Here is a 25051-nt window from a genome sequence, read left to right on the forward strand (position 1 = left end):
TAGTAGTATTGGTTTCAGGTCGGAGATTCGTTCCCAACGGTCATTTCAACTCGAAATCCACCAAAATCGGACGGTGGTCCGAGGGGTCGTAGAAGTTGGACACGTAGGGACTCTTGGTTGCCGTCGTCCACTTGTCGATGACGATCAGCGCGTTCGCGACACGTCCGTACATCGAGGGCGAGGCGTACATGAAGTCGATGCGGGCATTGCCGTAGGTCGACGAGATGAAGCGTCCCGGGTTGCGCTCGGCGATGATGTCCACCAAATCGGTATTGTTGCGGATGTGATCGTGAACCAGCAGACGGGTGTCGTTCTCGGGATAGTTGTAGAACCAGTTGTCGACGCGGGAACGGGCGTTGAAGTCGCCCATCATCAGCCAATCCTCCTGTGCGGCGTAGGCCGGATCGTTGACCGTCTTGTCGCAGATGTACCCGATTTCGAACGCACGGTACTTGTCGCCTTCGTTGTTGGCGGCGCTCGCCGCCTGATTTGCCGAGCCGGTGACGCCGAAGGCGTAGGCCTGCGGCCACGTGTGGAGCGTCACGACATTGATTTTATGACCCTTCACGGTGACTTGCTGGATGGCGGCGCCGTGCGAAACGGGTTTTCCCGCCTGCTCCGTATCCGTGATTTTGAGCAGCGTCTCGATCGGATATTTCGAGGTGATGGTCTGCGGATAATTGTCGCGCCAGCCGCCGACGGCCGTATACGAGTGGCCGTAGCGCGCTGCCAGTGCCGGCCAGCCGTCGGGCAGGAACTTGTCGGATGCGGGCGCTCCTGCATTGGTGTTGTCCTTGTAGATGGTCGCCGATTCGCACCATACGCACACGTCGGGGTCGTACTTCTTCACCCAAGCCGTGAAGTTGTCGTAATCGTTGGCCTGATCCGACCACATGCCGTTTTGAATATTCCAGTAGAGCACGCGCAGAATGTTCTCGCCCCGCTCCGCTTCGCCGAGCGAACGCACCTCGATGTTGTCGAGATAGAAGCCATGGACGCCGCTGCTTGTGTCGTTGCCCGCCCAGTAGAGCATCGTGCCGTCGGTCGCGTTCTCCACGACGACCTCCACGCGGTGCCACTCCTTGACGGCCGACTCGCTCGACGGGAGCGTCACGTAGTTTTTCTCGACGATGTATTTTCCCGTTGCACCCGAGTAGCCCGAATTCTCGTCGGTCAGCGTGACGGAGTGCCCGTCGACGGTCGCCGAGGCGATCATTCCTCCGTTGAGGACTTGGAACAGCAGGACGTCCGTCGAACCGTACTGGTAGCAGAAGTCGAATGCGACGCGCACGGAGCCGATGCCCTCTATGGCTTGAAGCGCGGCGGTCTGGAAGATGCCGCGGCCCGTGTTCCCCGTGCCGCAGGCGAGATAACCCTGATACTCCTGACAGCGGAACATGAAGGTGTAGTCGGCGATGTTGCGGCTGGCCACGTAGGAGTCGGACATTTGATGCGACGTGCCGACCGTCTTGCCGTTGACTTCATCCCACGTATTCGACTGGATGAAGGCCGACCCGGGGTTGTTGTAGGCGACCCGTTCGAAGGCGTCCGCATAACCGTCGCGGTCCGTTCCCGAGTCCGTCGTAACGGTTTCGGCCGTCGGGGCGTAGCCCGACGCCTCCTGTCCGCCCATGATGTCGCCGCCCCAGACGAAGTTGTCGAAACCTTCGTAGAAGACGAGGTCGGCGTCGGGCGTATAGGCCAGATCGACGGTGTATACTTCGCCTGCGGCGAGTTGCAGGGACGCCAGCGTATGTTTCATGGCGCGGTGCTCCGCGTCGCCGACGGTAATCTCCAACCCCGTCGGATAGTCGCCCGGCGCCAGCATGATGTGGAAATGTTTCGGCGTTCCCTTGTCCAGCGCCACGCAGCGGCCGTCGTCGGTGCAGTTGAGCACGGCGAAGTCGACGCCTTCGGTCATCGAGAAGCCCCCGCGGGAGGGGAGGTAGTTGGCGAATCCGGCCACGATTTCTTCGTCGGGCGACGCGACCTTCACCGAAGCGATTTCGGCCGATCCCGTCAGCGCCACGTCCAGCACGGCGAAAGCGTCGTCGAAAATCAGCTTGTTGCCGTTTTCTTTGGTGTACGAACCGTACATCGGGTACGATTGCAGCGCTTGGGCGGTCGTCGTCCAGAACTGCGAGTAGGGGAGTTTCACATCGGTGTAGACCGAGGTGTCATACCAACTGCCGGACTCCGTAGTGGTCAGTGTGGCGTTGTAGGTGCCGGCGTTCGATGCCGCGACGTCGATATAGCGGCGGTCGTTCTCATCGGTCGCAATCGCATAGGGCTTGCCGTTGACCGTTACCTTCGACTCATTCCATACCCGCTCGCCGACGCCCATCGGCCGGCGGATGCCGTTTTCCGACTCGGACAGGTAGAAACGCACTTTGCCGTCCACCACCTCGATGTCCTCGTATTCGTCGCCGTCCGGTCGGTCGGGACGGTCGGGGTCGTCGATTTCTTTTTCACCGTTGCCGCACCCCAGACAGCAACAGCAGATCAGCAATACTGTCGTTTTGCTGAAAGAGTTTAAGGTTCTTAGTAGATTTTGAAGCATAGTATATGGGATTTAGGAATTCTGCGGGGACAGGATGCGGCCGGAAACGGAATGCAAAAAGAGGAGCGCACATTGCAGAAAACAATGCGCGCACGTGTAATCGTACGTGTGTTAGTGGGTTACGATCTAAATACCGATGGGGGGGGAATTATTCCCTCGCTACGGCGCGTAGAAGCGTGCCGCATCCTGCGAGCGAAGATCGTATAGACGATGGTCGAGGTTCCCATCCGGTTCGGTTTTGGTCGGGTCGCTTCTCCATTAAGGGGAAGCATTTAGACAAAAATAAATAAAAAATTTCAATTTGCAAAATACGGAACGAATAAATTTTCATGCGGTTGGTTGTCGTTTTTGGTATTTTCGTTTCATCCGGCCGGAGTTTTTCTGCGCATGAAATCGCGGGATATTGTTTCGGGGGGGGGCGTGCGGGGATTGCTGCCGGAGCTGGAATTGCTCCGTACGGAGGGTTCCGGGGGGGGGCCGGCGGCATGAAGGTCTCGGGGCGCTGTTGAGCGTATCGCCGTATGCCGGTGTCCGACCGAGAGGCGAAACCCTTTGATTTCCGGCTCGATTTCTGACTCGTCCCGCGACGCCGGCGTCGTCGTTCTCTTCGGTGACTCGTGTAAGTTGCGATACCTTTTTCTGCCGAAGATAAATCTCCGACATTCGTGCGAATGATATTGCGGAGTCATTGGCTTCCGTATTGCAATCGTCCCGTTTTGCGAACGGCACTATCCTCCCCCCCCCTCCGAGGAGAAGGGGGCGTTGTCCGAGGTGTCCGCTCGAAATGGCGATATCGGTATTTATCCGTCCGAATACTCCTGTTCGTTTTGTTTTGCATGTTCCGCTCGTTCCGCCGTCTGCGGTCGGTGCCGCGCATTTTTTTGCGAGTGCAGGCTGCGTCGGATAGCGGCGAACCGCCGGTGCAGCCGGCGATGCCGAGGCTGAATACCTATTTTAAAATGGGTCTTGTCGTTATATTTGAAGAATCTCCGCCAATTGTGGAACCACAAGGGGAGGGCGAAGTGTTCAATATTGTAGTTTTTGATGGTCTCGCATGTACTTGCAGCCGCGGATAAAGCCCATGGCAGTGAGTCGTTATCCGCATCGTTTTCGAATCTTCATCCCGACCGTCGTTAGTTGTCCCGGCCTGCCGCAATCCATCCGGCAGGTCGCTTCGTCCCCCCCCCTGCATAAGATACTGCGACGCGATTACAACTCATATAACCGCGGACCCGATAAAATTCATTATCCGCCTGTTCGGAGCGACTGTATAGGCCCGAATGCGGCAACTAACCGACAACTAAATACTTAACGGCTAATATCGAAATTTTCGGATAGCGACCATTTATGTCCCACTTGTGTACCACCGCCACTTTTCGGACTATATACCACAAGAGAAAAATCCTTGATATTCGGCTGAATATCAAGGATTCTCGGTTAGTCGGGGTGACAAGATTCGAACTTGCGACAACACGCCCCCCAGACGTGTACTCTAACCGGGCTGAGCTACACCCCGATGGCGTATGGTGCAAACCCTCGGTCGGTTTTGCGGTGCAAAGATAATTATTTTCTGAAATATTTACTACTTTTGTCCGAATAATTTTCGTAAAAAGTGAAATTCGCCCTCGAAATCCGCCGAGGAATTCTTTTCGGCCTCCTTGCGATCGTCGTCGTCGTGCTCTTCGCCTTCGATCTCGCATCGGGATCGGTCGGCGTGGGCGGCCGCGAGGTGTGGGCCTTGCTGACGGGCGGGCCGTGCGATCCCATGGCGCGCGACATCATTCTGAAAATCCGGTTGATAAAGGCCGTCGTCGCCGTGCTGGCGGGGTTTTCGCTTGCGGCCAGCGGCCTGTTGATGCAGACGTTGTTCCGCAATCCGCTGGCAGGCCCTTTCGTGCTGGGTATCAGCTCGGGCGCGAGTCTCGGCGTGGCGTTGTTTCTGTTGGGGGCGCCGCTGCTGGGCATCGCAGGGCATTCGTTGCTGGCCAGCGTCGGTACGGCGGGCGCCGCATGGATCGGGTCGGCGCTCATCCTGTTGTCGATCATGGCCGTCAGCCGCCGTATCAAGGACATCATGGTAATTCTGATTCTGGGAATGATGTTCGGATCGGCCGTCGGGGCGCTCGTCGAGATTCTCCAATACATGAGCAACGAGGCGGCTCTCAAATCGTTCGTCGTCTGGACGATGGGATCGCTCGGCGATGTGACGATCCCGCAGCTGACGCTGCTCGTGCCGGCCGTGGCGGTCGGTACGGGATTGACGTTCGCCGTACTCAAACCGTTGAATCTGCTGCTGCTGGGCGAGCGCTACGCCCGCACGATGGGGCTGAATGTCGGCCGTACACGCACGTTGATCTTTCTGGCCACGACGTTGCTGTCGGGTACCGTGACCGCCTTCTGCGGCCCGATCGGTTTCGTGGGGCTGGCCGTGCCGCACCTGGCGCGGATGCTCTTCGCCAGCGCCGACCACCGCGTGCTCATGCCCGCCTCGATGCTGCTCGGTGCGGCGATGCTGCTCGTCTGCGATCTCTGTTCGAAACAGCTGGCGCTGCCGGTCAATACGCTGACGGCGCTCATGGGCATTCCGATCGTGGTGTGGGTGGTGGTGCGTAATAAGAATATCGTATGACACACGTCGAATTGCAGCATATCACTATCGGCTACGGGCACCGGGTGCTGCTCGAAGATGTTTCGGCGGCTATCGGCGGCGGACGGCTCGTCGCGTTGCTGGGACGCAACGGCACGGGGAAAAGTACGCTGCTGCGTGCGGTCGCGGGGCTCGAGGCGCCGCTGTCGGGCGGGATACGGCTCTGCGGACGCCTGCTGAGTGCGACGCCGGCGCACGAGCTCGCGCAGGTCGTGAGTTTCGTCACCACCGAGAAGGTGCGCATCGCCAACCTCGCCAGCCGCGACGTGGTAGGGTTGGGGCGGGCTCCCTATACCGACTGGCTGGGGCGTCTGCGGCCCGGAGACCGTGCGGTCGTCGACCGTGCCTTGAATCTGGTGGGGATGGGCGGTTTCGCCGACAAGCCGATGGATCGCCTGTCGGACGGCGAGGCGCAGCGCGTGATGATCGCGCGTGCGCTTGCGCAGGACACGCCGGTGATCTTGCTCGACGAGCCGACGGCTTTTCTCGACATGCCCAATCGCTACGAGTTGTGTACGCTGCTGCGTCGGCTGGCGCATGACGAGGGGAAGTGCATCTTCTTTTCGACGCACGAACTGGACATCGCGCTGACGCTGTGCGACGCCGTCGCGCTGATCGATCCGCCGCGGCTGCACCTCCTGCCTACCGACGAAATGATTCGCAGTGGCCATATCGAACGGCTTTTCGACAACGGGACGGTGGCCTTCGATGCCTCGACGCGCACGGTAACGGTGCGGAGGTGACTGCGGAATAGATTGCGTTTGTTCTTGCAGTGCGTTGATTATCGGGAGATTGCAGTTTAAAATGCGTTTATTCCGCAATTTTTTTATTCCATTTTTTGTTTCGATCGCTTTTTTGCTTATCTTTGCACCGCTAAAGTACGCTGCGAGGCGGAAATAGCGGTGAGTAGGCCCATTCGTCTATCGGTTAGGACGCAAGATTTTCATTCTTGAAAGAGCAGTTCGATTCTGCTATGGGCTACAAACGAGAGGCCGCGGGGCTGCCGGCGCCGGAAGCGGGACGGAACAGAAGTTTCGCCCAGTGCGGATCGGCAGGGTGGGCGGCTTTCACGGGTGATACGTTGCAGGAGCGGGTTTTAGCGACCTATCCGAGGGCGGCTACGGCCGTTTTGCTTATTGACGAAAAGTGAAATAAAATAAAAAAACGAAATTATGGCAAACCATAAGTCATCCAAGAAGCGGATTCGCCAGACCGTTACCAAACGTGCGCACAACCGTCTCTATCACAAGACGGCGCGCAATGCGGTGAAGGCGCTGCGCAATACCAGCGAGAAGAGCGCTGCCGAAGCGTTGCTGCCCAAGGTAACGTCGATGTTGGACAAGTTGGCCAAGCACAACATCATCCACAAGAACAAGGCCGGTAACTTGAAAGGCGCGCTCCAACTGCACGTCAACGCGCTCTAAGCCGGATCGGGCGGGATACGCCGCGGAAAAGAAAACGGGAATCGTTTCATAGGAAACGGTTCCCGTTGTTTATCGGGGGGCGTGTGCTCCTTTCGGTATGTCTGTTGCCCTTCGGTATGTCGGGGGGGGGCGTGCCGGTCGGAACGGAGCGGGACGGGCGGAAATCTCCTGCTTGAACGAACTTTTCGGGAATTCACGGAGCAACGTGCCATGCAGGCCAGGTTTCGGCCTTGCGAAACCCCACAATCCGGCTTGAAATATTGCGGGCCTTTGCGCCGTGCGGGTTGAAGTCTCCGCCTGCGGAGGCCCGCCACCGTGGGCGTGTCCCGCAGCCTTCGGCCCGCAGATACGACGCAGCCGATCTTGGCGTCGGAATTCTTTCCGAAGAATCGATTTCTTCTGTGGAGCATATTCTTTCTTATGTGCTTTTGTCTTGATCCAAAAGCACCAAAAGATCAAGCACGGCGAAAAGCAGCGGGTGACGACACCTGCGCTCACTGAGCGGGCACAAAAGACTCCGCTTTTGCGGCGCAATCCTTTGCGCCGCTTCGACTGCGGCGGCTCGGCAAAGTCCGCAAGCGGCCTCTGCGTTCGCCTGCTGAACGTCGTTTTGCACACCCACTCTTGGCGTTCACCCGGTGCCGTCACTTCATCCGCTACTTTCGCAGTGCGATCCCGCAGGCCGGAGGCCTGCCATGTGCGGACGCAAACGAATGATTATCATTGCGCACAGCGCACAACTGTCTCCGCATTGCACCGGAGGAGGAATCAGATCGGACGGCGGTTCCCTGCGGACACTTTTGGCGCCACCTTTTGGTGACAATAGGTGGTAAATCCGCTCCTTGCAGGAGACGCACAATCGGAGGGGCAGGATTGTTTCCCGAAGGATCGATCGGAAAAAAATTCTCTTAGATTCTTTCTTCCGTGCTTTTGTCTTGATCCAAAAGCACCAAAAGATCAAGCACGGCGAATAGTAGCGGGTGCCGCCACCCGCGCTCGCTGAGCGATCACGCAAGATCTGCGCCGTTTGCGCACGATCGCTTCGGGCGCTCGCGCCGCTGCCGTCACTGCTTCCGCTATTTTCGCAGTGCGATCCCGCAGGCCGAGGGTCTGCTAAATTGAGTACAGAGGAATTACATCGTAATAAATCATTGTTGCGCGAAGCGCACAACAGTCTCCGCATTGCGAAAAGTGCGGAAAAAGAAACGAGCAATGACGAGCGTTAAAAAACGGGGCCGGTTTGCTTGCAAACCCGCGACAGGCGCCCGTTTTAGCGAGGCGCTGTGAGTTTCCCGCAGCTTTTCGCCCTGCGGACACTTTTGGCGCCACCTTTCGATGATAAAAGGTGGTAAAAACTGCTCCTCGCAGGAGACGCCCAATCGGAGGTGCGGGATGCTTCCGGATATACATTCAGGATGTTTCCGACGCTTTCACACTCCGATTCTGCTAAAACTAACGATTGTAAAAGATTCGCTCTTCGACTGCGGCCGGAGAGCGGCAGCCCGCAGCCGTCCCATGCGAAGGGCTGCATCGTTCCGCCACAGGCGGTCGATGCATTCTCTGCCGGCCGCAGGCTGACAGACGATAACACGGCTACATATTCCCGACGGTCTGCAATCGGCCCTCGCGTCGGAATCCTCTCGGATTTCCTCCTCGGGATGGCGGGCCGATTGTAAGAACTCGTTCGTATTGTAAATCGGAACCGCCGCCCCGAGAGGGGCGGCGGTTTCATTATCCGGCAGCGATCGGACTATCCGATCAACTCGGTATATTGCTCGGCCGTGAGCAGCGTATCGTACTCGGCGGGATCGCTCACCCGCACCTTTACGAGCCAGCCCTCGCCGTAGGGATCCTTGTTGACGATCGAAGGATCGGCGTCGACGGCTGCATTGAATTCGACGATCTCGCCCGATACGGGGAGGAATGCGTCCGACACGGTCTTCACCGCCTCGATCGTACCGAAAACCTCGCCTGCCGCGACGGTCTCGCCCTCGGTGGGCACATCGACGAAGACGATGTCGCCCAACTGGCTCTGCGCGAAATCCGTAATGCCGACGTAGGCCGTGTCTCCCTCCATACGGCACCACTCGTGGTCGTTGGAGTACTTCAAATTGGAAGGAACATTCATATTTTATCTTTTTTGCATGGAACTATCCGTTTCCGTCGCAGCGGTGCGATCCCGAAGGCCGTTCCGCCGGTTGCACCGGTCGCGCCGTTCCGGCCTTCTGTCCGGCAGGATGATCCGCGTCCCGAATTCCTGCGGCTTGAAGCGCCGGCGACACAAAGATACGTCTTATTTTTTCATTCCCAACTCCTCCGGCGATTTTTTCACCTCGAACTCGATCTCCCTGAAAAGATAGTCGTGCAACGTGCCGTCGGGGTGTTCGACCTGCAACGCGCCCCCTGCGCGGACACCGCGGATCACGCCCGTGAAACGGGTTCCGTCGGGCAGCCGGAAGGCCTGCGGAGCGTCGATCCGGTACATGCGGCGGCGATACTCCTCCGCAAGCGGCGCCCTGTCGTCCGCTTCGAGCGCGGCATACCGTCGCATGAGTGCGGCGTGGAACCGGTCGAGCACCTCTTCTCGGTCGAACGTGCGTCCCGCTTCGAGCGCCATCGAGGTGGGATTGGGCAGCGCGGGATCGAACTCCGTCTGGTTGACGTTGATGCCGATGCCGGCCACCGTGCGGGCGAGCCGCCCGCCTGCGAGGTGATGCTCGATGAGGATGCCCACCAGTTTGCGATCGCCGGCGTAGATGTCGTTCGTCCATTTGATGCGGGCGTCGATTCCGCAGGTGCCGAGGGTGTCGACCAGCGCGAGCGCCACGGCCTGCGAGAGCAGGAACTGCTCGCCTGCGGGAAGGAACGTCGGACAGAGCACGACCGAAAAGAGAAGGTTCACCCCTTCGGGACTCGTCCATGTATGTCCCCGCTGCCCGCGTCCCGCCGTCTGCCGTTCGGCGCAGATCACGTCGCCGTGGCCGTAACGCTCCTCACGCGCGAGGTCGTTGGTCGAAGTCGTCTCCGCAATATGATAGATCATGGCGAAATTGAGAATTTATCCGTTCGTTCTTAGGCTTGGTCGGGGAGAAACACGCCTTCCTTTACACCGCAACGCCGAAATCGCGCAGCGCGTCGTTGAGCGAGGTCTTCTTGTCGGTCGACTCCTTGCGCCGCCCGATGATGAGCGCGCAGGCCACGCTGTACTCTCCGGCCGGAAACTTCTTGGCGTAGCTTCCCGGAATTACGACCGAACGCGGCGGAACGTAGCCCCGGTATTCGACCGGTTCGGCCCCCGTGACGTCGATGATGTGCGTCGAACCGGTGATGACCGTGTTCGAGCCGAGCACCGCCTCGCGGCAGACGTGCGCCCCCTCGACCACGATCGCGCGCGAACCGACGAAGCAGTTGTCCTCGATGATGACGGGCGCTGCCTGCACGGGTTCGAGCACGCCGCCGATCCCCACGCCGCCCGAGAGGTGGACGTGGCTCCCGATCTGGGCGCACGACCCGACGGTGGCCCACGTGTCGACCATCGTCCCTTCGCCCACGTAGGCGCCGATGTTGACGTACGAGGGCATGAGAATGGCTCCCGGAGCGATGTAGGCGCCGTAACGGGCTACTGCATGGGGCACGGCGCGCACGCCCAACCGGTCGTAGTCGCGTTTGATGTCCATCTTGTCGTACCATTCCAGTTCGCCGGCGCGCAGAATGCGCATCTTCTGGATCGGGAAATAGAGGATCACGGCCTTCTTGACCCACTCGTTGACCCGCCACTGGCTGCACGCGAGGTCGACGGGTTCGGCCGTGCGCAGAAGCCCCTTGTCGATGAGTTCCACCACCTCGCGGATGGCGGCTTTGGTCGTATCGTCCTGCAACAGGCTGCGGTCGTCCCACGCCCGTTCGACGGTTGTTCGGAGTTCGTCGTACATAATCTTTACCGTTTTTATGACAGCCAAAGTTACGCAAATCTTCTCTCTTTTCCTACTCTTTGGCTCCGCCTTGAATGCTTTGTTACGGCAGAATCGGACGAACGGTTGCTTCTGCGCTCGACTTTTCGTATCTTCGGCCGATGCCGAAGATACCCGCGTTCGGCAATGTTCAAATGTTCAAATAAATTTGACATTGCCCCGCTTATTCGTATCTTTGGCTGCGCCTTAGATACTCCGTCTCGGCATAATCAAGCTGACGCTTGCTTCTGCCTTCGATTTTTTGTATCTTTGTCCGCATAAACGCCGGTCGAAGCGAGACGTTCGTCCGTAGCCCGCACGATTGCGGTAGCGGCGAGACACCCTCTCCGTCCGGCGGCAACAATACAAAAGCAGACCGATGAGACGATTCGTATGGACGGCGGCGACCCTCGCAGTGGTCGCGTTGATGCCCGGTTGTAACAGAAAGATGAAAATAAGCCATTTACCCTATCCCGACACGCGGCGCGACACGACCGTCGTCGTCGACTACCACGGTACGCGTGTCGCCGATCCCTACCGCTGGCTGGAAGACGACAATTCGGCCGAGACGGCCGCATGGGTCGAAGCCGAAAACGCCGTCACGCGCGACTACCTCGACCGGCTCCCTGCCCGTCAGGCCATTTACGACCGGTTGACGGCGCTCTACGACTATCCGAAGGAGGGCGCGCCCGAGCGGCACGGCGACTATTACTACTATTTCCTCAACGACGGCCTTCAAAACCAGTCGGCGCTGTGGCGCAAGCGCTCGCTCACGGCTCAGGGCGAACTGTTCCTCGATCCGAATACCCTTTCGGCCGACGGTACGACGGCGCTCGTCGACGTCTCGTTCTCCGACGACGGCCGTTGGTGCGCGTATGCCGCCGCCGAAGCCGGTTCGGATTGGGTGCGGATACATGTCGTGGATACCGCGACGGGTCAGTTGACGCAGGATGTGATCGAATGGGTGAAGTTCTCCGGCGCGACATGGGCCCCCGACTCCGAAGGGTTCTATTACAGCGCCTACGACGCGCCGAAGGCGAACGTCTATTCGTCGAAGAACGAATGCCAGAAGGTCTATTACCACCGTCTGGGTACGGCGCAGGCCGACGACATTCTCATATACGGCGATCCGGAGCATCCGCTGCGCTATTTCAGCGGCTGGGAGAGCGACGACGGCCGCTGGCTTTTCGTCCTCGCGTCGGAAGGTACGTCGGGCAGTGAAGTTCTCTTCCGCCCGGCGGACAAGGAGGAGCCGTTCCGTACGTTGCTGGCCGGCTTCGCCAACGACTATGCGCCCGTCGAGTGCCGCGACGACAAACTCTATGTCGTGACCAACGACAGTGCGGCCAACTATCGGCTGGCGCGCATCGATCTGCTCGAACCCCGGGGGTTGGAGACCGTCATCGCGGAGCACCCCGACGATCTGCTCGAAGCGGTCGCTCCGGGCGGGGGATACCTGTGGGTGAAATACCTCCGGAACGCGCAGAACAAGATCTACAAATACGATTACGAGGGCAACCGGCAGGCCGACGTGCCGCTGCCGGCCATCGGTTCGGTGCCGAGTTTCGGCTGCAAGGACAGGGAGCAGGAGATTTTCTTCTCGCTCAACACCTTCACCGCGCCTCCGACCGTCTACCGCTACGACATTCCCACGGGCCGCACTACCTGCTACCATACGCCGCAGGTGGCCTACGATGCGGCGCAGTACACTACCGAACAGCTCTTCTTCGAATCCTCCGACGGCGAGCACGTGCCGATGTTCGTCTCGCATCGCCGGGGGCTGCGGCTCGACGGCAGCAATCCCTGTTACCTCTACGGCTACGGCGGTTTCCAGATCAATATCACCCCTGCGTTCAAGCCCGAGCACATCCTCTTCATGGAGCAGGGCGGCGTGGTGGTGAACGTCAACCTGCGCGGCGGTTCGGAATACGGCGAGCGGTGGCACAAGGCTGGTATGCTCGACCGCAAGCAGCAGGTCTTCGACGATTTCATCGCGGCGGCCGAATTCCTCATCACCGAGAAGTATACCTCGCGCGAAAAGCTGGCCATCGCCGGCGGCTCGAACGGCGGATTGCTGGTGGGCGCCTGCGAAGTGCAGCGCCCCGACCTGTTCGCCGTCTGCCTGCCTGCGGTCGGCGTGATGGACATGTTGCGCTACCACCTTTTCACCATCGGCTGGGGCTGGGCGACCGAATACGGTACGAGCGACGATGCGGCGCAGTTCCGCACGCTCTACGCCTACTCGCCGCTGCACAACATCCGCGAAGGCGTCTGCTACCCCGCGACGCTCGTCACGACGGGCGACCACGACGATCGTGTGGTGCCGGCGCATTCGTTCAAATTCGCTGCGACGCTCCAATATGCGCAGGCGTGCGATGCTCCGGTGCTGATCCGCATCGAACGGAATGCCGGCCACGGCGCGGGCAAACCGCTCTCGAAGCGTATCGCCGAATCGGCCGACAGCTACGCTTTCCTGTTCTACAATACGGGGACGACGTACGGACAATCGGCGCCGGAGAATTGAAGGTCGGCGAAGGCTGATTGACCGCCCCTGTTCGTGCTGTACCGGAGCGGGTATCGAACCGTGGATGGAAGGGGCGGATGGATATTATTTAAAAGGTGCGAACTCCGGAAAGGGGCGCAGTGGTTATGCGCAGCTGGACAGCACGATGGCTCGAATAAGGTAAAACGGGAAACAAGGGTAAGGTACTTTTAAAGAGTAGGAGAGCGTCGGGATACCTGTCGGCTGACTGCCGAGGTGCAGGATGAAACAGGTGAAGGCCGATACGGTGTAAGCCCCTCCCTTTATCAAAGGGAGGGGACAGAGGGGAGGGAATGTTGGTATCCGCGCAGCGGCCATGCGCAGTGGAGCAGCACGACGGCTCGAATAAGGTAAAACGGGAAACAAGGATATGAAGGTCTATAAATTCGGCGGAGCATCGGTCCGCAATGCTGAGGGGGTGCGCAACCTGCGCAATATCATCGACGACGAACAGAACCTCTTCATCATCGTCTCGGCGATGGGCAAGACGACCAATGCGCTGGAACGGGTGTTCGAGGGGGTGCAGCGGGGCGACCGCGAAAAATCCGCTGCCGAGATCGCACGGTTGCGCGAATATCACGCCGCGATCATCGACGACCTCTGGCACGGCCCGACCCGTCTGGAACGGGTCGAGGCGTTGTTCGCCGAACTGGATCGCGTCGCCGCTGAGACGCAGTACCGTGCGGCCGACGCCGAGTTGTGGTACGACACGATCGTCGCCTTCGGCGAGCTGCTCTCGACGACCGTCGTCTCGGAGTACCTCGCCTCGGCGGGAGTGGCCAACCATTGGGTCGACATGCGCCGTGCACTGGTCACGCAGCAGCGCCACAAGGACGCTTCGGTCGATATCGACGCCTCGGCATTCCGCCTGCTGGCCGAAGTGGAAGGTGCAGCGGAGACGATCTTCGTGGGACAGGGCTTCATCGGCGGCGCGCCCGACGGGACGACTACGACGCTCGGCCGCGAGGGTTCGGACTACTCGGCGGCCGTGGTGGCCAATATTCTCGGCGCGGAGTCGATGTCGGTGTGGAAGGATGTCGACGGTGTGCTCAACGCCGACCCCAAGACCTTCCCCGACGCCGAGCAGATCAAGGAGTTGAACTACCTCGATACGATCGAACTGGCGTACAGCGGTGCGCAGATCATCCACCCCAAGACGATCAAGCCGTTGCAGAACAAGAATATCCCGCTCTACGTCCGCCCGTTCGGCGACAAGCGCAAGCCCGGAACGGTGATCCGCGGCACGTCGGCGCCCGTGACCGTCCCGATTCTGATTCTCAAAAAGGATCAGGTCTTCCTGACGGTGCGGTCGCGCGATTTTTCGTTCGTGCTGGAAGAGAAGTTCGCCACGATCTTCTCGCTGCTCGAACGCTACCGCATCAAGACCAATCTGATCCACAATTCGGCGGTCAATCTGGGGTTGTGCGTCGACAATTCGTGGCATATCGACGAAGCGGTGGCCGAATTCCGCGACGAGGGCTTCGACGTGATGAAGGTCGAGGATATGGAGCTGCTCACCATCCGGGGCTATACCGACGAGCTGCTGGCCAAGTACGGCTATACGCCGAAAGTCTTCGTCCGCCAGACGACCCAGTCCACCGCGCGTATCGTCCGCAAGAAGTAGGCGTCCGCAACCGTCGCGTGTGATTCCCGCAACGGTTTCTACACCGGTAATCGGCGGCATCTTTACGGGCCGGTCGGCGGTCGTATTCGCGGTCTGTTATCTCTGCGAGGCGAAGCGAAAACGCATCGTCGGATAATACCGCGGAGTACGTTCAATAACATTCGATACGATGGATTTCATCACACAGACGAAAGAGGTTCCGGTCGTGGGTTCGTACGACGTCGTGGTCTGCGGCGGCGGACCGGCCGGCCTGATCGCTGCGATCGCTGCCGCGCGCGGCGGGGCACGTACGGCGCTCGTCGAGCGCTACGGATTCCTCGGCGGCATGGCTACCGCCGGACTGGTGGCGCCGATCAGCGTCTTCAACTACAACGGCCGCCGCATCGTCGGCGGCATCCCGTGGGAGTTCGTCGAACGGCTCGCCGGAATCGGAGGCGCCGAGGAGGAGAAGCCGCTGGGCAATATCACCTTCTCGCCCGAGAAGTACAAGCTCGTCGCCCAGCGGATGCTGCTCGAAGCAGGCGTGACGCTCTATTTTCACTCCTACCTGACCGGCTGCCGGACGGAGGAGGGGCGGATCTCGCACGTCGTCATCGAGAACAAGAACGGCGCCGAGGCGCTCGTCGCCCGTTACTTCATCGACGCCACGGGCGACGCCGACCTGGCGCTGCGGGCGGGCGTCCCGATGCAGCCCGCAGGCACGACGCTGCAACCGGCCTCGCTCATCTTCATGCTCGGCGGCGTAGATACCGACGCGCTGCCGATGCTGCGCCACAGCCGGCAGGGTGTCAACTACCACGACCTCGCCATCCGCGAGGCGCTCGAAGCGCTGCGCGAGCGGGAGGAGGTACCCCTCTTCGGCGGGCCGTGGTACTGCGGCGTGCTGACGCCCGGGGTGGTGCTCGTCAACATGACGCGCACGCAGGCCGATATGGCCGACAACCGCGAGGCGACGGCCGCGGAGTGCCTGCTGCACGAACACGTCCACCTCTTCACCGAACTGCTTCGCCGTCACGTGCCGGCCTTCCGCAACGCCTCGCTGCTCGCTACCGCCACGCAGACCGGCGTGCGCGAGACGCGCCGCATCAGGGGTTTCCACACGCTCACGGGCGAGGAGTATCTCCATGCCGTCGACTTTCCCGACGCTGTTTCGCGGGGATGTCATCCGGTCGACATCCACGCCGCCTCGTCGACCGGACAGCGGTGCGAGTTCCTCAAAGAGGCGGCCTTCATTCCCTACCGCTGCCTGATCGCCCCCGGTTTCCCGAACCTGCTGGTAGCCGGCCGGTCGTTTTCGGCCGATGCGGTCGCGTCGGCATCGGTGCGCGTGCAGGCTTCGGTCATGGGGCTGGGGCAGGCGGCCGGAGCCGCGGCGGCGCAGTGCGTCCGCTCGGGCGTCGGCGTAGCGGAGATCGATGTCGGGCAGCTGCGCAAGACGCTCATCGAATATGGGGCCAACCTCACAGCCTGAATCTGCATGACGGAAAAAGGCGGCCGTCCCGATCGTCGGGACGGCCGCCTTTTTCCGTGAGCTGCGCCGTTCGCTACTTGATGCGCTCCACGTAGTCGCGGGTGCGGGTGTCGACGCGGATCTTGTCGCCGGTATTGATGAACAGCGGCACGCGCACCGTGGCGCCCGTGTTGACCGTGGCGGGTTTGAGCGAGTTGGTCGACGCCGTGTCGCCCTTGACGCCGGGTTCGGTGTAGGTCACCTCCATGTCTACGATAGGAGGGAGTTCGGCCGAGAGGACGGTCTCCTTCTCCGTGTGGAACATCACCTCGACGATCTGGCCGTCGGCCATCAGGTCGTAGTTGGTGATGAGCGCCTTGTCGATGTTGATCTCCTCGAAGGTCTCGGTGTGCATGAAGTGCGCTCCGAGGTCGTCCTCGTAGGTGAACTGGTAGGGACGGCGCTCCACGCGGACGAACTCCACCTTCGCACCTGCGGAGAAGGTGTTGTCGAGCACGCGGCCGTTTTCCAGATTCTTGAGCTTCGTGCGCACGAAAGCGGGACCTTTGCCGGGCTTGACGTGCTGGAAATCGACGATCTGGAACGTCTTGCCCTCCAACTCGATGCAAGCACCGATTTTGATATCAGCGGTTGTTGCCATAAAAATATCGTTTTTGTTTACGTGATTGATCGATAGCGCACAAAATTACAAAAAAAATCGGAAATACAAGATTCCGGGCCGAAAGTTCCCTGCCGAAGGGGCGTGCGTCCGCGAGCGGAGACATCCGCCCGAACTGCCGGAGGGTTCGGTATCCGCCGCTCGTGCGGAGGGTTCGCTCCGTCGATTCGTATGGCTGCGACCGATGCCGGCCGTCTGCGGCCTAAGACTCCGCCCCCCATTCGTAATGCTCGGCTTCGGGGCAGACGAGCGCGACGATGCGTTCGGTGACCGTGGCGCAGAGCGATTCGATGTCGGCGGGGCGGGCGTAGAACGACGGTGCGGCGGGCAGCACGACGGCGCCGCACTCGGCCAGCGCCGTGAGGTTGCGCAGGTGGATGAGCGACAGGGGCGTCTCGCGCACGACCAGAATCAGCCGCCGCCGCTCTTTGAGCATGACGTCGGCCGCCCGTTCGATGAGCGTCTGCGACACGCCCGAAGCGATCCGGCCGGCCGTACCGACCGAACACGGCACGACGATCATCGCATCGTAGCGCGCCGAACCGCTGGCCGGCGGGGCGAACAGGTCGCGGTTGTCGTAACGGACGAACTTCGGGTGGTCGGGCAGTGCGACGCCTTCGTGCGCCATGACCGTCGGCGCGACGTCGCTGTAAACGAGTGCTACGGATTCCACGCAGTCGAGTGCGGCGAGGCGCTCGGCGGTCTGGCGGGCGTAGACGGCGCCGCTGGCGGCGGTAACGGCAAGGATCAGTTTCATAGGCGGAGACAAAATTAACAAATACGCGGCGAATCCGGACACGATCGTCGCAAAAAGAATATTTTTTTATACATTTGCGGTATAATTTTAACGGTTAGTTAGTATATGAGATTCGAAAAACTTTTGCTGGCAGCGGCTGCCCTCTGCCTCGTCTGCATGGCGCCTGCGTGCAGCGACGACGATCCTGCGACCGATCCCGAACAGAACGAAACGCCCGGAACGCCGGGTGAGGGGGAGGGAGATGGAGATGACGACTCCGGAGAACCCGGGGAACCCGATACTCCCGACACACCCGCATTGACGGAGGGTGTAAGGGCCGAAGGATACTACAAGGGCGACTATCACGACGAAGGGACGGGCAACTATTGGATCAACTTCACCGTCGAAGACGAGAACGATCCCGGAGGCTACTATATCCTCTGCCTCGATTTCAACGGTTCGCTGGCGGCCGACCCCGATTTCGCGGCGCTGGACGTCAGAGACTATCCGATGAATGTCGGGAGTGGCTATCCGGCCGGAACGCTCAACGGCGACGGCGACACCTATCTGGCGCGCCACGACGACGAGGGCGATTTCACCTATTCCGAGGCGCAGAGCGGTTCGGCCAAGGTCGAGATGATCGAGGGCCTTTATAAAGTGACCTGCTCGCTTCTGCTCGAAAACGACGAAGTCTGCGACTTCGAATACTACGGGCCGCTGGCGTTCTACAACCGCACGCTGGACGGCAACATGAGCAATCTGACCGAGGACGTGGAGCTGACCTTCACGCAGGGTATGGCGATCTACTACGGCGACATCTACGAGATGGGTTCCGATGCGTGGAACGTCGTGCTGGCCGAGGCGGACTACGATCTGGACATCAACTACGGTCAGGGCGACGCCGTGCAGCTGGCGTTCAACGTCACGCACGGCGCCGGCGACTACATCCCCGACGGGCCTTATACGCTTCTCGACGCCAATACCGCCGAGGAACTGCCTGCGGGAACGATGATCGCCGGCATCTACGACGCCTCCTACGGCGGTTACTGGGGCTGCTGGTTCTATTCGGTGCGGCGCCAGGTCGAAGCGCGCCTCGTTTCGGGAATGGTCGACGTGAGCCGCGAGGGAGATATCTACACGCTGGAACTCAAACTCAAAGACGGTGCGGGGCGCAACGTGACGGCGACCTACATGGGCAAACTGACCTACTATTCGGGCGAATAACCCGTTGCGGCGATAATCCGCACGGGGGCGTTCTCGCTTTGCGAGAACGCCCCCGTAATTTTCAGGGTAGAGCGGGGGCTTCGCAGGGCGGGGACTTCCGCACGAGCGCTTCCCGGCGTCCGCCCGCAGCCTGACGGCGCGTGCAGCTTACAGGTCGATCGCCTTGCATTTGAGTCCCATGTCGCGGACGGCTTGAAGCGTGCGCGGCAGGGCGTAGCTCATGTTGCGGAACGACTTTTCGGAATCGTGGAAGACGACGATCGACCCGCCTTCGAGGTAGCGCGTGACGTTGCGCAGGCAGGTGCGGGGCGACAGCGCGCGGTTGTAGTCGCGCGAGAGGACGTCCCACATCACCAGCTTGTAGCGTTTGCCCAGTGCACGCGCCTGCGCCGGCGTGATGCGGGCGTAGGGTGGGCGGAACAGTTCGGTGTGGAGCAGGTCGTTGGCGAAATCGACGTCTTCGATATAGCGTTCGAGACTCATGCCCCATCCCTTCTGGTGGGAGTAGGTGTGGTTGCCGATGCGGTGGCCGGCGTCGAGGATGCGGCGGTAGAGGTCGGGATACATCTCCGCGTTCTTGCCCAGCACGAAGAAGGTCGCCTTGGCATCGTACTTGTCCAGCGTCGAGAGAATCCATTCGGTGATGCCGGGCGTGGGGCCGTCGTCGAAGGTGAGGTAGACGGCCGACCGGTCCTTCATCTCCCAGATGAGGTCGGGCATCAGCCAGCGGATGAATTTCGGCGGTTTGAGACGCATGTGCGGTTAGAAGACAATGACCGTGCAAATGTAGACAAAAAATACTATCTTTGCAAGGGCGGAAGCCCGCGTGCAGAGGCGGCGGCGCGGCCGGTCGTGCGGATCGCATCCGACGCCGTGCGGGACTTGCACCATCTTTGCAGCGAACGAATTTCCGTCTGGACGGGGCGGTCTCCGGCACCGGCGTCCGCACGTTCCTCGCACAAAAACGTATAGAACCGATGAAAGGAGTAGTAAAACTGGCCGTCGTGCTTGCCGTCGCAGCGTCGTGTTTCGGCTGCAAGGCGTTCCGCACGCTGGGCGAACAGCGCATCAACGCGCAGGGTGCGCCCTACGAACTGATCGTGGTCTGCGACCAGCCCGAATGGCAGGGTGCGCTGGGCGATACGCTGCGCAGCATTCTGACCGAACCCGTCGCGGGACTCAACCAGCGCGAACCGCTCTTCGACGTGCTGCGCGTACTGCCGAGCGGATTCGAGAATCTCGTCACGCGTCACCGCAACGTATTGCAGGTACTCGTCGACGCGGAGGTCGAAGAGCCGGCAGCGGCCGTGCAGTACGACCTCTATGCCCAGCCGCAGATCGTCGTGACGTTGCAGGGGCCGACCCAGCAGTCGCTCGTCGACTACCTCGGCGCGCACCGCGGGGAGTTGCTCTACGTGCTGGAAAAGGCCGAACGCGACCGCACGATCGATTTCGGCCGCAAATTCCCCGACAAGTTTCTCACGGGGCTGGTCAAGGAGCAGTTCGGCGTCGACTTCTCCGTGCCGCAGGGCTACAAGCTCCGTGCGAAGGACGACGATTTCCTGTGGATCTCCTACGAATTTCCGCAGGCCAGCCAGGGATTTTTCATCTACTCCTACCCCTACACGGGCAAACAGGCGTTGACGGTCGAAGCGCTGACCGAGGCGCGCAACCGGTTCGCGGCTCGCATCCCCGGTCCGTCGGAAGGCTCCTACATGATTACGGCCGACGTCTACGAACCCGACCTGCGCACCTTCCGGCTCGAAGGGCGGCTGTGGGTCGAGCTGCGCGGATTCTGGGACGTGAAGAACGACTTCATGGGCGGTCCGTTCGTGAGCTACACGACCGTCGATACGACTACGCAGCGCGTCTTCACGATCGACTGCTACGTCTACTCGCCCAAGAATCACAAGCGCAACTACATGCGCGAACTGGAACACCTGCTCTACCTGATCTCCGTGCCTGACAAGACGCCGGCGGACGAATAGCGCCGTTTTCGGAGCCGTCGTTTCCGCAGCCGGTGCGCGTCCGGACGACGATTCCCGATCGCCGCCCGCTCCGGTTCGTTCGGGGCCGGACAATTTTTCGTTTTGTTTTTCGTTAAATAATGCGTAACTTTGCACGACTGTGGAGTATTGCACGCGGAAACAAACCAAAGGATGAAAAAAATCTTATTCTACCTGCTCGGTATCGTGGCTCTGAGCGCCTCCCTGAGCGGGTGCAGCGGCATCAACCGCCTCATCAAGGGAGGCGATCCCGAAGCGATCTACGCCAAGGGCGTCGAATTGTACGATGCCGGAAAATGGAGCAAGGCCATCACGCTTTTGCAGAACGTCGAAAACTACTACTCGGGAACCAGCAAGGCCGACACGCTTTCGTTCTACATCGCCCGCGCTCATTTCAAGAACCGCAGTTACGACACGGCCTCGGAGTTGTTCGACACCTACCGCCGCACTTTCGGCCGCAGTCCTTTCATCGAAGATGCCGAAGGGATGTACGCCATGTGCTTCTACTACCTCTCGCCGTCGCCCCAGCGCGACCAGACGGTCACCGGCCAGGCGATCGTCGCCATTTCGGAGTTCATGTCGCGTTATCCCGACAGCGAGAAGTACGGGCAGTTCGAGCAGATGCGTAACGAGTTGACGGGGCGGCTCCACGACAAGGAGTTCCTGAACGCCTACACCTACTACAAGATCGGCAAGCACAAGTCGGCGATCGTGGCATTGAAAAACGCCCTGCGGAAATACCCCGAGACGCCCCACCGCGAAGAGCTGATGTATCTGATCGTCGGTTCGGGTTACGAGCTGGCGCACAACTCGGTGCAGCGCAAGCAGACCGACCGTTATCTCTCGATGCTCGACTCCTACTATACCTTCATCGCCGAGTTCCCCGAATCGACCCACCGCAAGGAGGTCGACCGCATGGCCAAAGAGGCGAAGGATTATCTGGCTAAGAATCAAAAAAACGATACGCAAGATGGAAATTAAAAAGAACATCCCCAACAACACCATCACCCGCAAGCTGGTGGATCTGGATCGCGAAACGGGCAATATCTACGAGACGGTCAACATCATCGCCCGCCGCGCCAACCAGATCTCGGCCGAGTTGAAGACCGAGCTCAACCGCAAACTCGCCGAGTTCTCGACGACGACCGACACGTTGGAGGAGACCTTCGAGAACCGCGAGCAGATCGAAATCTCGCGCTACTACGAACGCCTGCCCAAACCGGCGATCATCGCCACCGAGGAGTTCCTCGACGGCGAGCTTTTCTTCAAGGAGGGCGCGAAGACGGAGAACTGACCCGAAAGGGCGTAAGCCACCCGCTTCCATGTTGAAGGACAAACACATTCTACTGGGAATCACAGGCAGCATAGCGGCTTACAAGGCGGCTGTGCTGTGTCGTTTATTGAAGACGGCGGGCGCCGACGTGCGCGTGGTGATGACGCCTCTGGCCAAGCAGTTCATCACGCCGCTGACGATGGCCACGCTGTCGAAAAATCCCATTCTGGTCGACTTTTTCGACCCCGAAAACGGCGCGTGGAACTCCCACGTGGCGCTCGGCGAGTGGGCCGACTGTTACCTGATCGCGCCGGCCACGGCCAATACGCTGGCCAAAATGGCCCACGGCGTGGCCGACAACCTGCTGCTGACGACCTACCTCTCGTCGCGGGCGCCGGTGGTCGTCGCCCCGGCGATGGATCTGGATATGTACGCCCACGCCGCGACGCAGGCCAATCTCGACACGCTGCGTTGCACGGGCGTGCAGGTCGTCGAACCGGGCGACGGCGAACTGGCCAGCGGCCTGAGCGGCAAGGGCCGCATGGCCGATCCGGCCGAGATCGTCGCCTTCGCGGAGCGGCTTCTCGCCGAAAAAAAAAAGACGCTGTGCGGTAAGCGCTTCGTCGTGACGGCGGGCGCGACGATCGAAGCGATCGATCCGGTGCGCTACATCAGCAACCACTCGTCGGGCAAGATGGGCTACGCCATTGCGGGCGAGCTGGCGGCACGCGGCGCCGAGGTCACCCTCGTCACGGGCCGCACGGCCCTGCCGACGCCCGCGGGCGTCACGCGCTGCGACGTGCTCTCGGCCGAGGAGATGTACCGTGCCGCGACTGCGGCCTTCGACCGTGCCGACGGCGCGGTGATGTGCGCCGCCGTGGCGGACTACACTCCCGAGACCTGTGCGGACCGCAAGTTGAAGAAAGGCGACGGCGAGCTGACGATCCGCCTGCGCCGCACGAAGGACATCGCTGCCGAACTGGGCAGCCGCAAGGGCGGCCGCGTGCTGGTGGGATTCGCGCTCGAAACCGACGACGAGGAGGCGCACGCCCGCGAGAAGCTCCGCCGGAAGCACTTCGACTTCGTCGTGCTCAATTCGCTGCGCGACGCCGGAGCGGGTTTCCGCGGCGATACCAACAAGGTGACCTTCGTCTCGGAGTCGGGCAACGAACCGCTGCCGCTGCTCGCCAAACGCGAGGTGGCCGCCCGCATCGCCGATAAAATCGAAACGTTGATAAACGAATAACGCCATGTTACGCCGTCTGTCGGTCAGCAACTACATCCTCATCGATTCGCTCGAAATCGAATTCGATCCCCGCCTGAACATCATCACGGGTGAGACAGGCGCCGGAAAGTCGATCCTGCTTGGGGCGCTGGGGCTGTTGCTGGGCAACAAGAACGAGGGTGCTGCGCTGCGCGACACGCAGCGCAACTGCGTGATCGAAGGGGTGTTCGACATCGCCGCCTACGGTCTGCGCCCCTTTTTCGAGGCCAACGACCTGGACTACGCCGACGAAGCCGTCGTGCGGCGCATCCTAACTCCTGCCGGCAAGAGCCGCGCCTACATCAACGACCTGCCGGTGCAGCTCGCACAGCTGCGCGAGTTCGGCAGCCGGCTCATCGACATCCATTCGCAGCATCAGAACCTGATCCTCGCCTCGGAGGAGTTCCGCACCGAAGCGCTCGACACCGTGGCCGGCAACGGCGAGCTGCGGGCGGCGTATCGCGCCAAATACGAGCGTTTGCAGGAGTTGCAGCGCACCTGCGCCCGCCTGCGTGCGGAGGCCGACGCGGCCCGGCGCGACGAAGAGTGGCTCCGCTACCAGGCGGAGGAGCTGACGGCTGCGCGTCTGCGTGCGGGCGAAGTCGCTGAACTGGAAGCGGAACAGGCCGTGCTGGCCAATGCCGATCGGATCGGCGAGGCGATCACGGCCGTGCGCAACGCCTTCGACGGGGACGAAATCGGGGTGCTGGCGCAGGTCAAGAACGCCGAGGTGGAGATCGGACGGCTGGGCGGGAGTTATCCCCACGCCGCAGACTTGTCCCGACGGCTGCGTTCGGTGCTCGAAGAGCTCAAAGACATCGCCGCGACGCTCGCCGAGGACGGCGAGCGCATCGAGACCAACCCCGAACGGTTGCAGAAGGTGGACGACCGTCTCAATACGCTCTATTCGCTTTGCCAGAAGCACCGTGCGGCCGACGAGGGCGAACTGATTGCGCTCAGAGACCGCTATGCCGCACAGCTCGACGCCATTACGCACTCCGACGAGGAACTGGCCGCCTTGCAAACCGAGATCGGAGCCGCCCGCAACGAGGCCGAATTGCTGGCCTCCGAGTTGCACCGCACGCGCGAGCAGGCAGCTCCGGTCTTTGCCGGGCAGATCGTCGCCACGCTCGTGCGGCTGGGAATGCCCGACGCACGTTTCGAGGCGGCCGTCGTCGACTGCGGTGCGTTGATGGAGGGAGGCCGCGACCGTGTCGAATTCCGCTTCTCGGCGAACCGCACCACGCCGCCCGCCGCCGTCGAACGGATCGCATCGGGCGGCGAGCTGTCGCGTGTCATGCTGGCGCTCAAAGCGCTGCTGGCGCGGCGGATGCAGCTGCCGACCATTCTCTTCGACGAAATCGACACGGGCGTTTCGGGGCGCATCGCCGACGCGATGGGCGAGATCATCTGCGCGCTGGCCGAAACGATGCAGGTCGTAGACATCACCCACCTGCCGCAGGTCGCCTCGAAGGGGTCGACGCACTTCGTGGTTTACAAACGCGACGGCGAGACGCATATCGCCCGCCTGACTCCCGACGAACGGACGACCGAGATCGCCAAGATGCTTTCGGGCAGCGAAGTCACCGAGGCAGCGATGACGCAGGCGCGCATTCTGCTCGGCGGGAAATAATCCCCGTCGGTCGCTCCGGCCTTTGCAAAGTAAAGGCGT

At 60.9% G+C, this 25051-nt stretch carries 19 protein-coding genes and 2 tRNA genes; 13 read left to right on the top strand and 8 right to left on the bottom strand.

Annotated elements, in window-relative coordinates; translation table 11 throughout:
• Positions 1–40: 40 nt before the first annotated feature.
• Positions 41–2509 (bottom strand): endonuclease/exonuclease/phosphatase family protein, encoded by a 2469-nt coding sequence (locus FMF02_RS08255; RefSeq protein WP_019130241.1) that lies wholly within the window; start codon positions 2507–2509, stop codon positions 41–43.
• A gap of 1492 nt (positions 2510–4001) precedes the next feature.
• A tRNA-Pro gene (locus tag FMF02_RS08260) sits at positions 4002–4076 on the bottom strand.
• A gap of 96 nt (positions 4077–4172) precedes the next feature.
• On the opposite strand from FMF02_RS08260, the gene FMF02_RS08265 reads away from it, so the two are divergent.
• The 4 genes from FMF02_RS08265 (at position 4173) to rpsT (ending at position 6631) form a co-directional block, all read left to right on the top strand.
• Positions 4173–5189 carry an iron chelate uptake ABC transporter family permease subunit gene (locus tag FMF02_RS08265; RefSeq protein WP_141412801.1) on the top strand — a complete coding sequence of 339 codons (1017 nt, stop codon included), beginning with the start codon at positions 4173–4175 and terminating at the stop codon, positions 5187–5189.
• Positions 5186–5950 carry an ABC transporter ATP-binding protein gene (locus tag FMF02_RS08270; RefSeq protein WP_141412802.1) on the top strand — a complete coding sequence of 255 codons (765 nt, stop codon included), beginning with the start codon at positions 5186–5188 and terminating at the stop codon, positions 5948–5950. The genes FMF02_RS08265 and FMF02_RS08270 overlap by 4 nt, the downstream gene beginning before the upstream one ends.
• Before the next feature lie 166 nt (positions 5951–6116).
• Positions 6117–6188 (top strand) — tRNA-Glu (locus FMF02_RS08275).
• Positions 6189–6379: 191 nt separating this feature from the next.
• On the top strand, positions 6380–6631 hold the full coding sequence (rpsT, locus tag FMF02_RS08280; protein ID WP_019130236.1) for a 30S ribosomal protein S20: 252 nt from the start codon (positions 6380–6382) through the stop codon (positions 6629–6631).
• A 1750-nt stretch (positions 6632–8381) separates the two neighbouring features.
• On the opposite strand, the gene gcvH is transcribed toward rpsT, so the two are convergent.
• The 3 genes from gcvH to FMF02_RS08295 all read right to left on the bottom strand — a co-directional run bounded on the left by gcvH (position 8382) and on the right by FMF02_RS08295 (position 10563).
• A complete protein-coding gene (gene gcvH / locus FMF02_RS08285; protein WP_019130235.1) occupies positions 8382–8759 on the bottom strand; it encodes a glycine cleavage system protein GcvH in 378 nt (125 codons plus the stop codon).
• Between the two features lie 165 nt (positions 8760–8924).
• A complete protein-coding gene (locus FMF02_RS08290) occupies positions 8925–9674 on the bottom strand; it encodes a biotin--[acetyl-CoA-carboxylase] ligase (protein ID WP_141412803.1) in 750 nt (249 codons plus the stop codon).
• 61 nt (positions 9675–9735) lie between these two features.
• Positions 9736–10563 (bottom strand): 2,3,4,5-tetrahydropyridine-2,6-dicarboxylate N-succinyltransferase, encoded by an 828-nt coding sequence (locus tag FMF02_RS08295; protein WP_141412804.1) that lies wholly within the window; start codon positions 10561–10563, stop codon positions 9736–9738.
• 397 nt (positions 10564–10960) lie between these two features.
• Between FMF02_RS08295 and FMF02_RS08300 the strand changes: the two genes are divergently transcribed.
• The 3 genes from FMF02_RS08300 to FMF02_RS08310 all read left to right on the top strand — a co-directional run bounded on the left by FMF02_RS08300 (position 10961) and on the right by FMF02_RS08310 (position 16218).
• On the top strand, positions 10961–13105 hold the full coding sequence (locus tag FMF02_RS08300) for a prolyl oligopeptidase family serine peptidase (RefSeq protein WP_141412806.1): 2145 nt from the start codon (positions 10961–10963) through the stop codon (positions 13103–13105).
• A gap of 388 nt (positions 13106–13493) precedes the next feature.
• A complete protein-coding gene (locus tag FMF02_RS08305; protein WP_019130231.1) occupies positions 13494–14747 on the top strand; it encodes an aspartate kinase in 1254 nt (417 codons plus the stop codon).
• A 169-nt stretch (positions 14748–14916) separates the two neighbouring features.
• Positions 14917–16218 carry an FAD-dependent oxidoreductase gene (locus tag FMF02_RS08310; protein WP_141412808.1) on the top strand — a complete coding sequence of 434 codons (1302 nt, stop codon included), beginning with the start codon at positions 14917–14919 and terminating at the stop codon, positions 16216–16218.
• Between the two features lie 73 nt (positions 16219–16291).
• Here FMF02_RS08310 and efp read toward each other — a convergent pair whose 3' ends face one another.
• Both efp and FMF02_RS08320 read right to left on the bottom strand, forming a co-directional pair.
• Positions 16292–16858, bottom strand: coding sequence for an elongation factor P (efp, locus tag FMF02_RS08315; RefSeq protein ID WP_019130229.1), 567 nt, complete (start codon positions 16856–16858; stop codon positions 16292–16294).
• Positions 16859–17078: 220 nt separating this feature from the next.
• Positions 17079–17633: a UbiX family flavin prenyltransferase gene (locus FMF02_RS08320; RefSeq protein ID WP_019130228.1), complete on the bottom strand. Its 555-nt coding sequence runs from the start codon at positions 17631–17633 to the stop codon at positions 17079–17081.
• Between the two features lie 105 nt (positions 17634–17738).
• Between FMF02_RS08320 and FMF02_RS08330 the strand changes: the two genes are divergently transcribed.
• On the top strand, positions 17739–18836 hold the full coding sequence (locus FMF02_RS08330; protein WP_162502288.1) for a hypothetical protein: 1098 nt from the start codon (positions 17739–17741) through the stop codon (positions 18834–18836).
• A gap of 147 nt (positions 18837–18983) precedes the next feature.
• Here the strand turns inward: FMF02_RS08330 and FMF02_RS08335 are convergent, their stop codons facing one another.
• Positions 18984–19592, bottom strand: a complete 609-nt coding sequence (locus FMF02_RS08335) for a polysaccharide deacetylase family protein (RefSeq protein ID WP_179952756.1) — start codon at positions 19590–19592, stop codon at positions 18984–18986.
• A gap of 221 nt (positions 19593–19813) precedes the next feature.
• Here FMF02_RS08335 and FMF02_RS08340 point away from each other — a divergent pair, with 221 nt between their 5' ends.
• The 5 genes from FMF02_RS08340 (at position 19814) to recN (ending at position 25012) form a co-directional block, all read left to right on the top strand.
• Complete coding sequence (locus FMF02_RS08340) at positions 19814–20824, top strand: DUF4837 family protein (protein ID WP_141412813.1); 1011 nt, start codon at positions 19814–19816, stop codon at positions 20822–20824.
• A gap of 171 nt (positions 20825–20995) precedes the next feature.
• The gene (locus tag FMF02_RS08345) at positions 20996–21823 is read left to right on the top strand and encodes an outer membrane protein assembly factor BamD (RefSeq protein WP_019130224.1); all 828 of its coding nucleotides are present in this window, start codon (positions 20996–20998) and stop codon (positions 21821–21823) included.
• Positions 21813–22136, top strand: a complete 324-nt coding sequence (locus FMF02_RS08350; RefSeq protein ID WP_019130223.1) for a DNA-directed RNA polymerase subunit omega — start codon at positions 21813–21815, stop codon at positions 22134–22136. The genes FMF02_RS08345 and FMF02_RS08350 overlap by 11 nt, the downstream gene beginning before the upstream one ends.
• 28 nt (positions 22137–22164) lie before the next feature.
• On the top strand, positions 22165–23361 hold the full coding sequence (gene coaBC / locus FMF02_RS08355; protein ID WP_141412815.1) for a bifunctional phosphopantothenoylcysteine decarboxylase/phosphopantothenate--cysteine ligase CoaBC: 1197 nt from the start codon (positions 22165–22167) through the stop codon (positions 23359–23361).
• 4 nt (positions 23362–23365) lie between these two features.
• Positions 23366–25012 (top strand): DNA repair protein RecN, encoded by a 1647-nt coding sequence (gene recN / locus FMF02_RS08360; protein WP_141412817.1) that lies wholly within the window; start codon positions 23366–23368, stop codon positions 25010–25012.
• The last annotated feature ends 39 nt before the right edge of the window (positions 25013–25051 follow it).

The organism is Alistipes communis (genome assembly GCF_006542665.1).
Lineage (GTDB): Bacteria > Bacteroidota > Bacteroidia > Bacteroidales > Rikenellaceae > Alistipes > Alistipes communis.

What these genes read in the sequence shown, in the direction of transcription:
- FMF02_RS08270 (WP_141412802.1), top strand. Translation starts at nt 5,186, where the DNA reads ATGACACACGTCGAATTGCAGCATATCACTATCGGCTACGGGCACCGG.
- rpsT (WP_019130236.1), top strand. Translation starts at nt 6,380, where the DNA reads ATGGCAAACCATAAGTCATCCAAGAAGCGGATTCGCCAGACCGTTACC.
- gcvH (WP_019130235.1), bottom strand. Translation starts at nt 8,759, where the DNA reads ATGAATGTTCCTTCCAATTTGAAGTACTCCAACGACCACGAGTGGTGC.
- FMF02_RS08290 (WP_141412803.1), bottom strand. Translation starts at nt 9,674, where the DNA reads ATGATCTATCATATTGCGGAGACGACTTCGACCAACGACCTCGCGCGT.
- FMF02_RS08295 (WP_141412804.1), bottom strand. Translation starts at nt 10,563, where the DNA reads ATGTACGACGAACTCCGAACAACCGTCGAACGGGCGTGGGACGACCGC.
- FMF02_RS08300 (WP_141412806.1), top strand. Translation starts at nt 10,961, where the DNA reads ATGAGACGATTCGTATGGACGGCGGCGACCCTCGCAGTGGTCGCGTTG.
- FMF02_RS08305 (WP_019130231.1), top strand. Translation starts at nt 13,494, where the DNA reads ATGAAGGTCTATAAATTCGGCGGAGCATCGGTCCGCAATGCTGAGGGG.
- FMF02_RS08310 (WP_141412808.1), top strand. Translation starts at nt 14,917, where the DNA reads ATGGATTTCATCACACAGACGAAAGAGGTTCCGGTCGTGGGTTCGTAC.
- efp (WP_019130229.1), bottom strand. Translation starts at nt 16,858, where the DNA reads ATGGCAACAACCGCTGATATCAAAATCGGTGCTTGCATCGAGTTGGAG.
- FMF02_RS08320 (WP_019130228.1), bottom strand. Translation starts at nt 17,633, where the DNA reads ATGAAACTGATCCTTGCCGTTACCGCCGCCAGCGGCGCCGTCTACGCC.
- FMF02_RS08330 (WP_162502288.1), top strand. Translation starts at nt 17,739, where the DNA reads ATGAGATTCGAAAAACTTTTGCTGGCAGCGGCTGCCCTCTGCCTCGTC.
- FMF02_RS08335 (WP_179952756.1), bottom strand. Translation starts at nt 19,592, where the DNA reads ATGCGTCTCAAACCGCCGAAATTCATCCGCTGGCTGATGCCCGACCTC.
- FMF02_RS08340 (WP_141412813.1), top strand. Translation starts at nt 19,814, where the DNA reads ATGAAAGGAGTAGTAAAACTGGCCGTCGTGCTTGCCGTCGCAGCGTCG.
- FMF02_RS08345 (WP_019130224.1), top strand. Translation starts at nt 20,996, where the DNA reads ATGAAAAAAATCTTATTCTACCTGCTCGGTATCGTGGCTCTGAGCGCC.
- FMF02_RS08350 (WP_019130223.1), top strand. Translation starts at nt 21,813, where the DNA reads ATGGAAATTAAAAAGAACATCCCCAACAACACCATCACCCGCAAGCTG.
- coaBC (WP_141412815.1), top strand. Translation starts at nt 22,165, where the DNA reads ATGTTGAAGGACAAACACATTCTACTGGGAATCACAGGCAGCATAGCG.
- recN (WP_141412817.1), top strand. Translation starts at nt 23,366, where the DNA reads ATGTTACGCCGTCTGTCGGTCAGCAACTACATCCTCATCGATTCGCTC.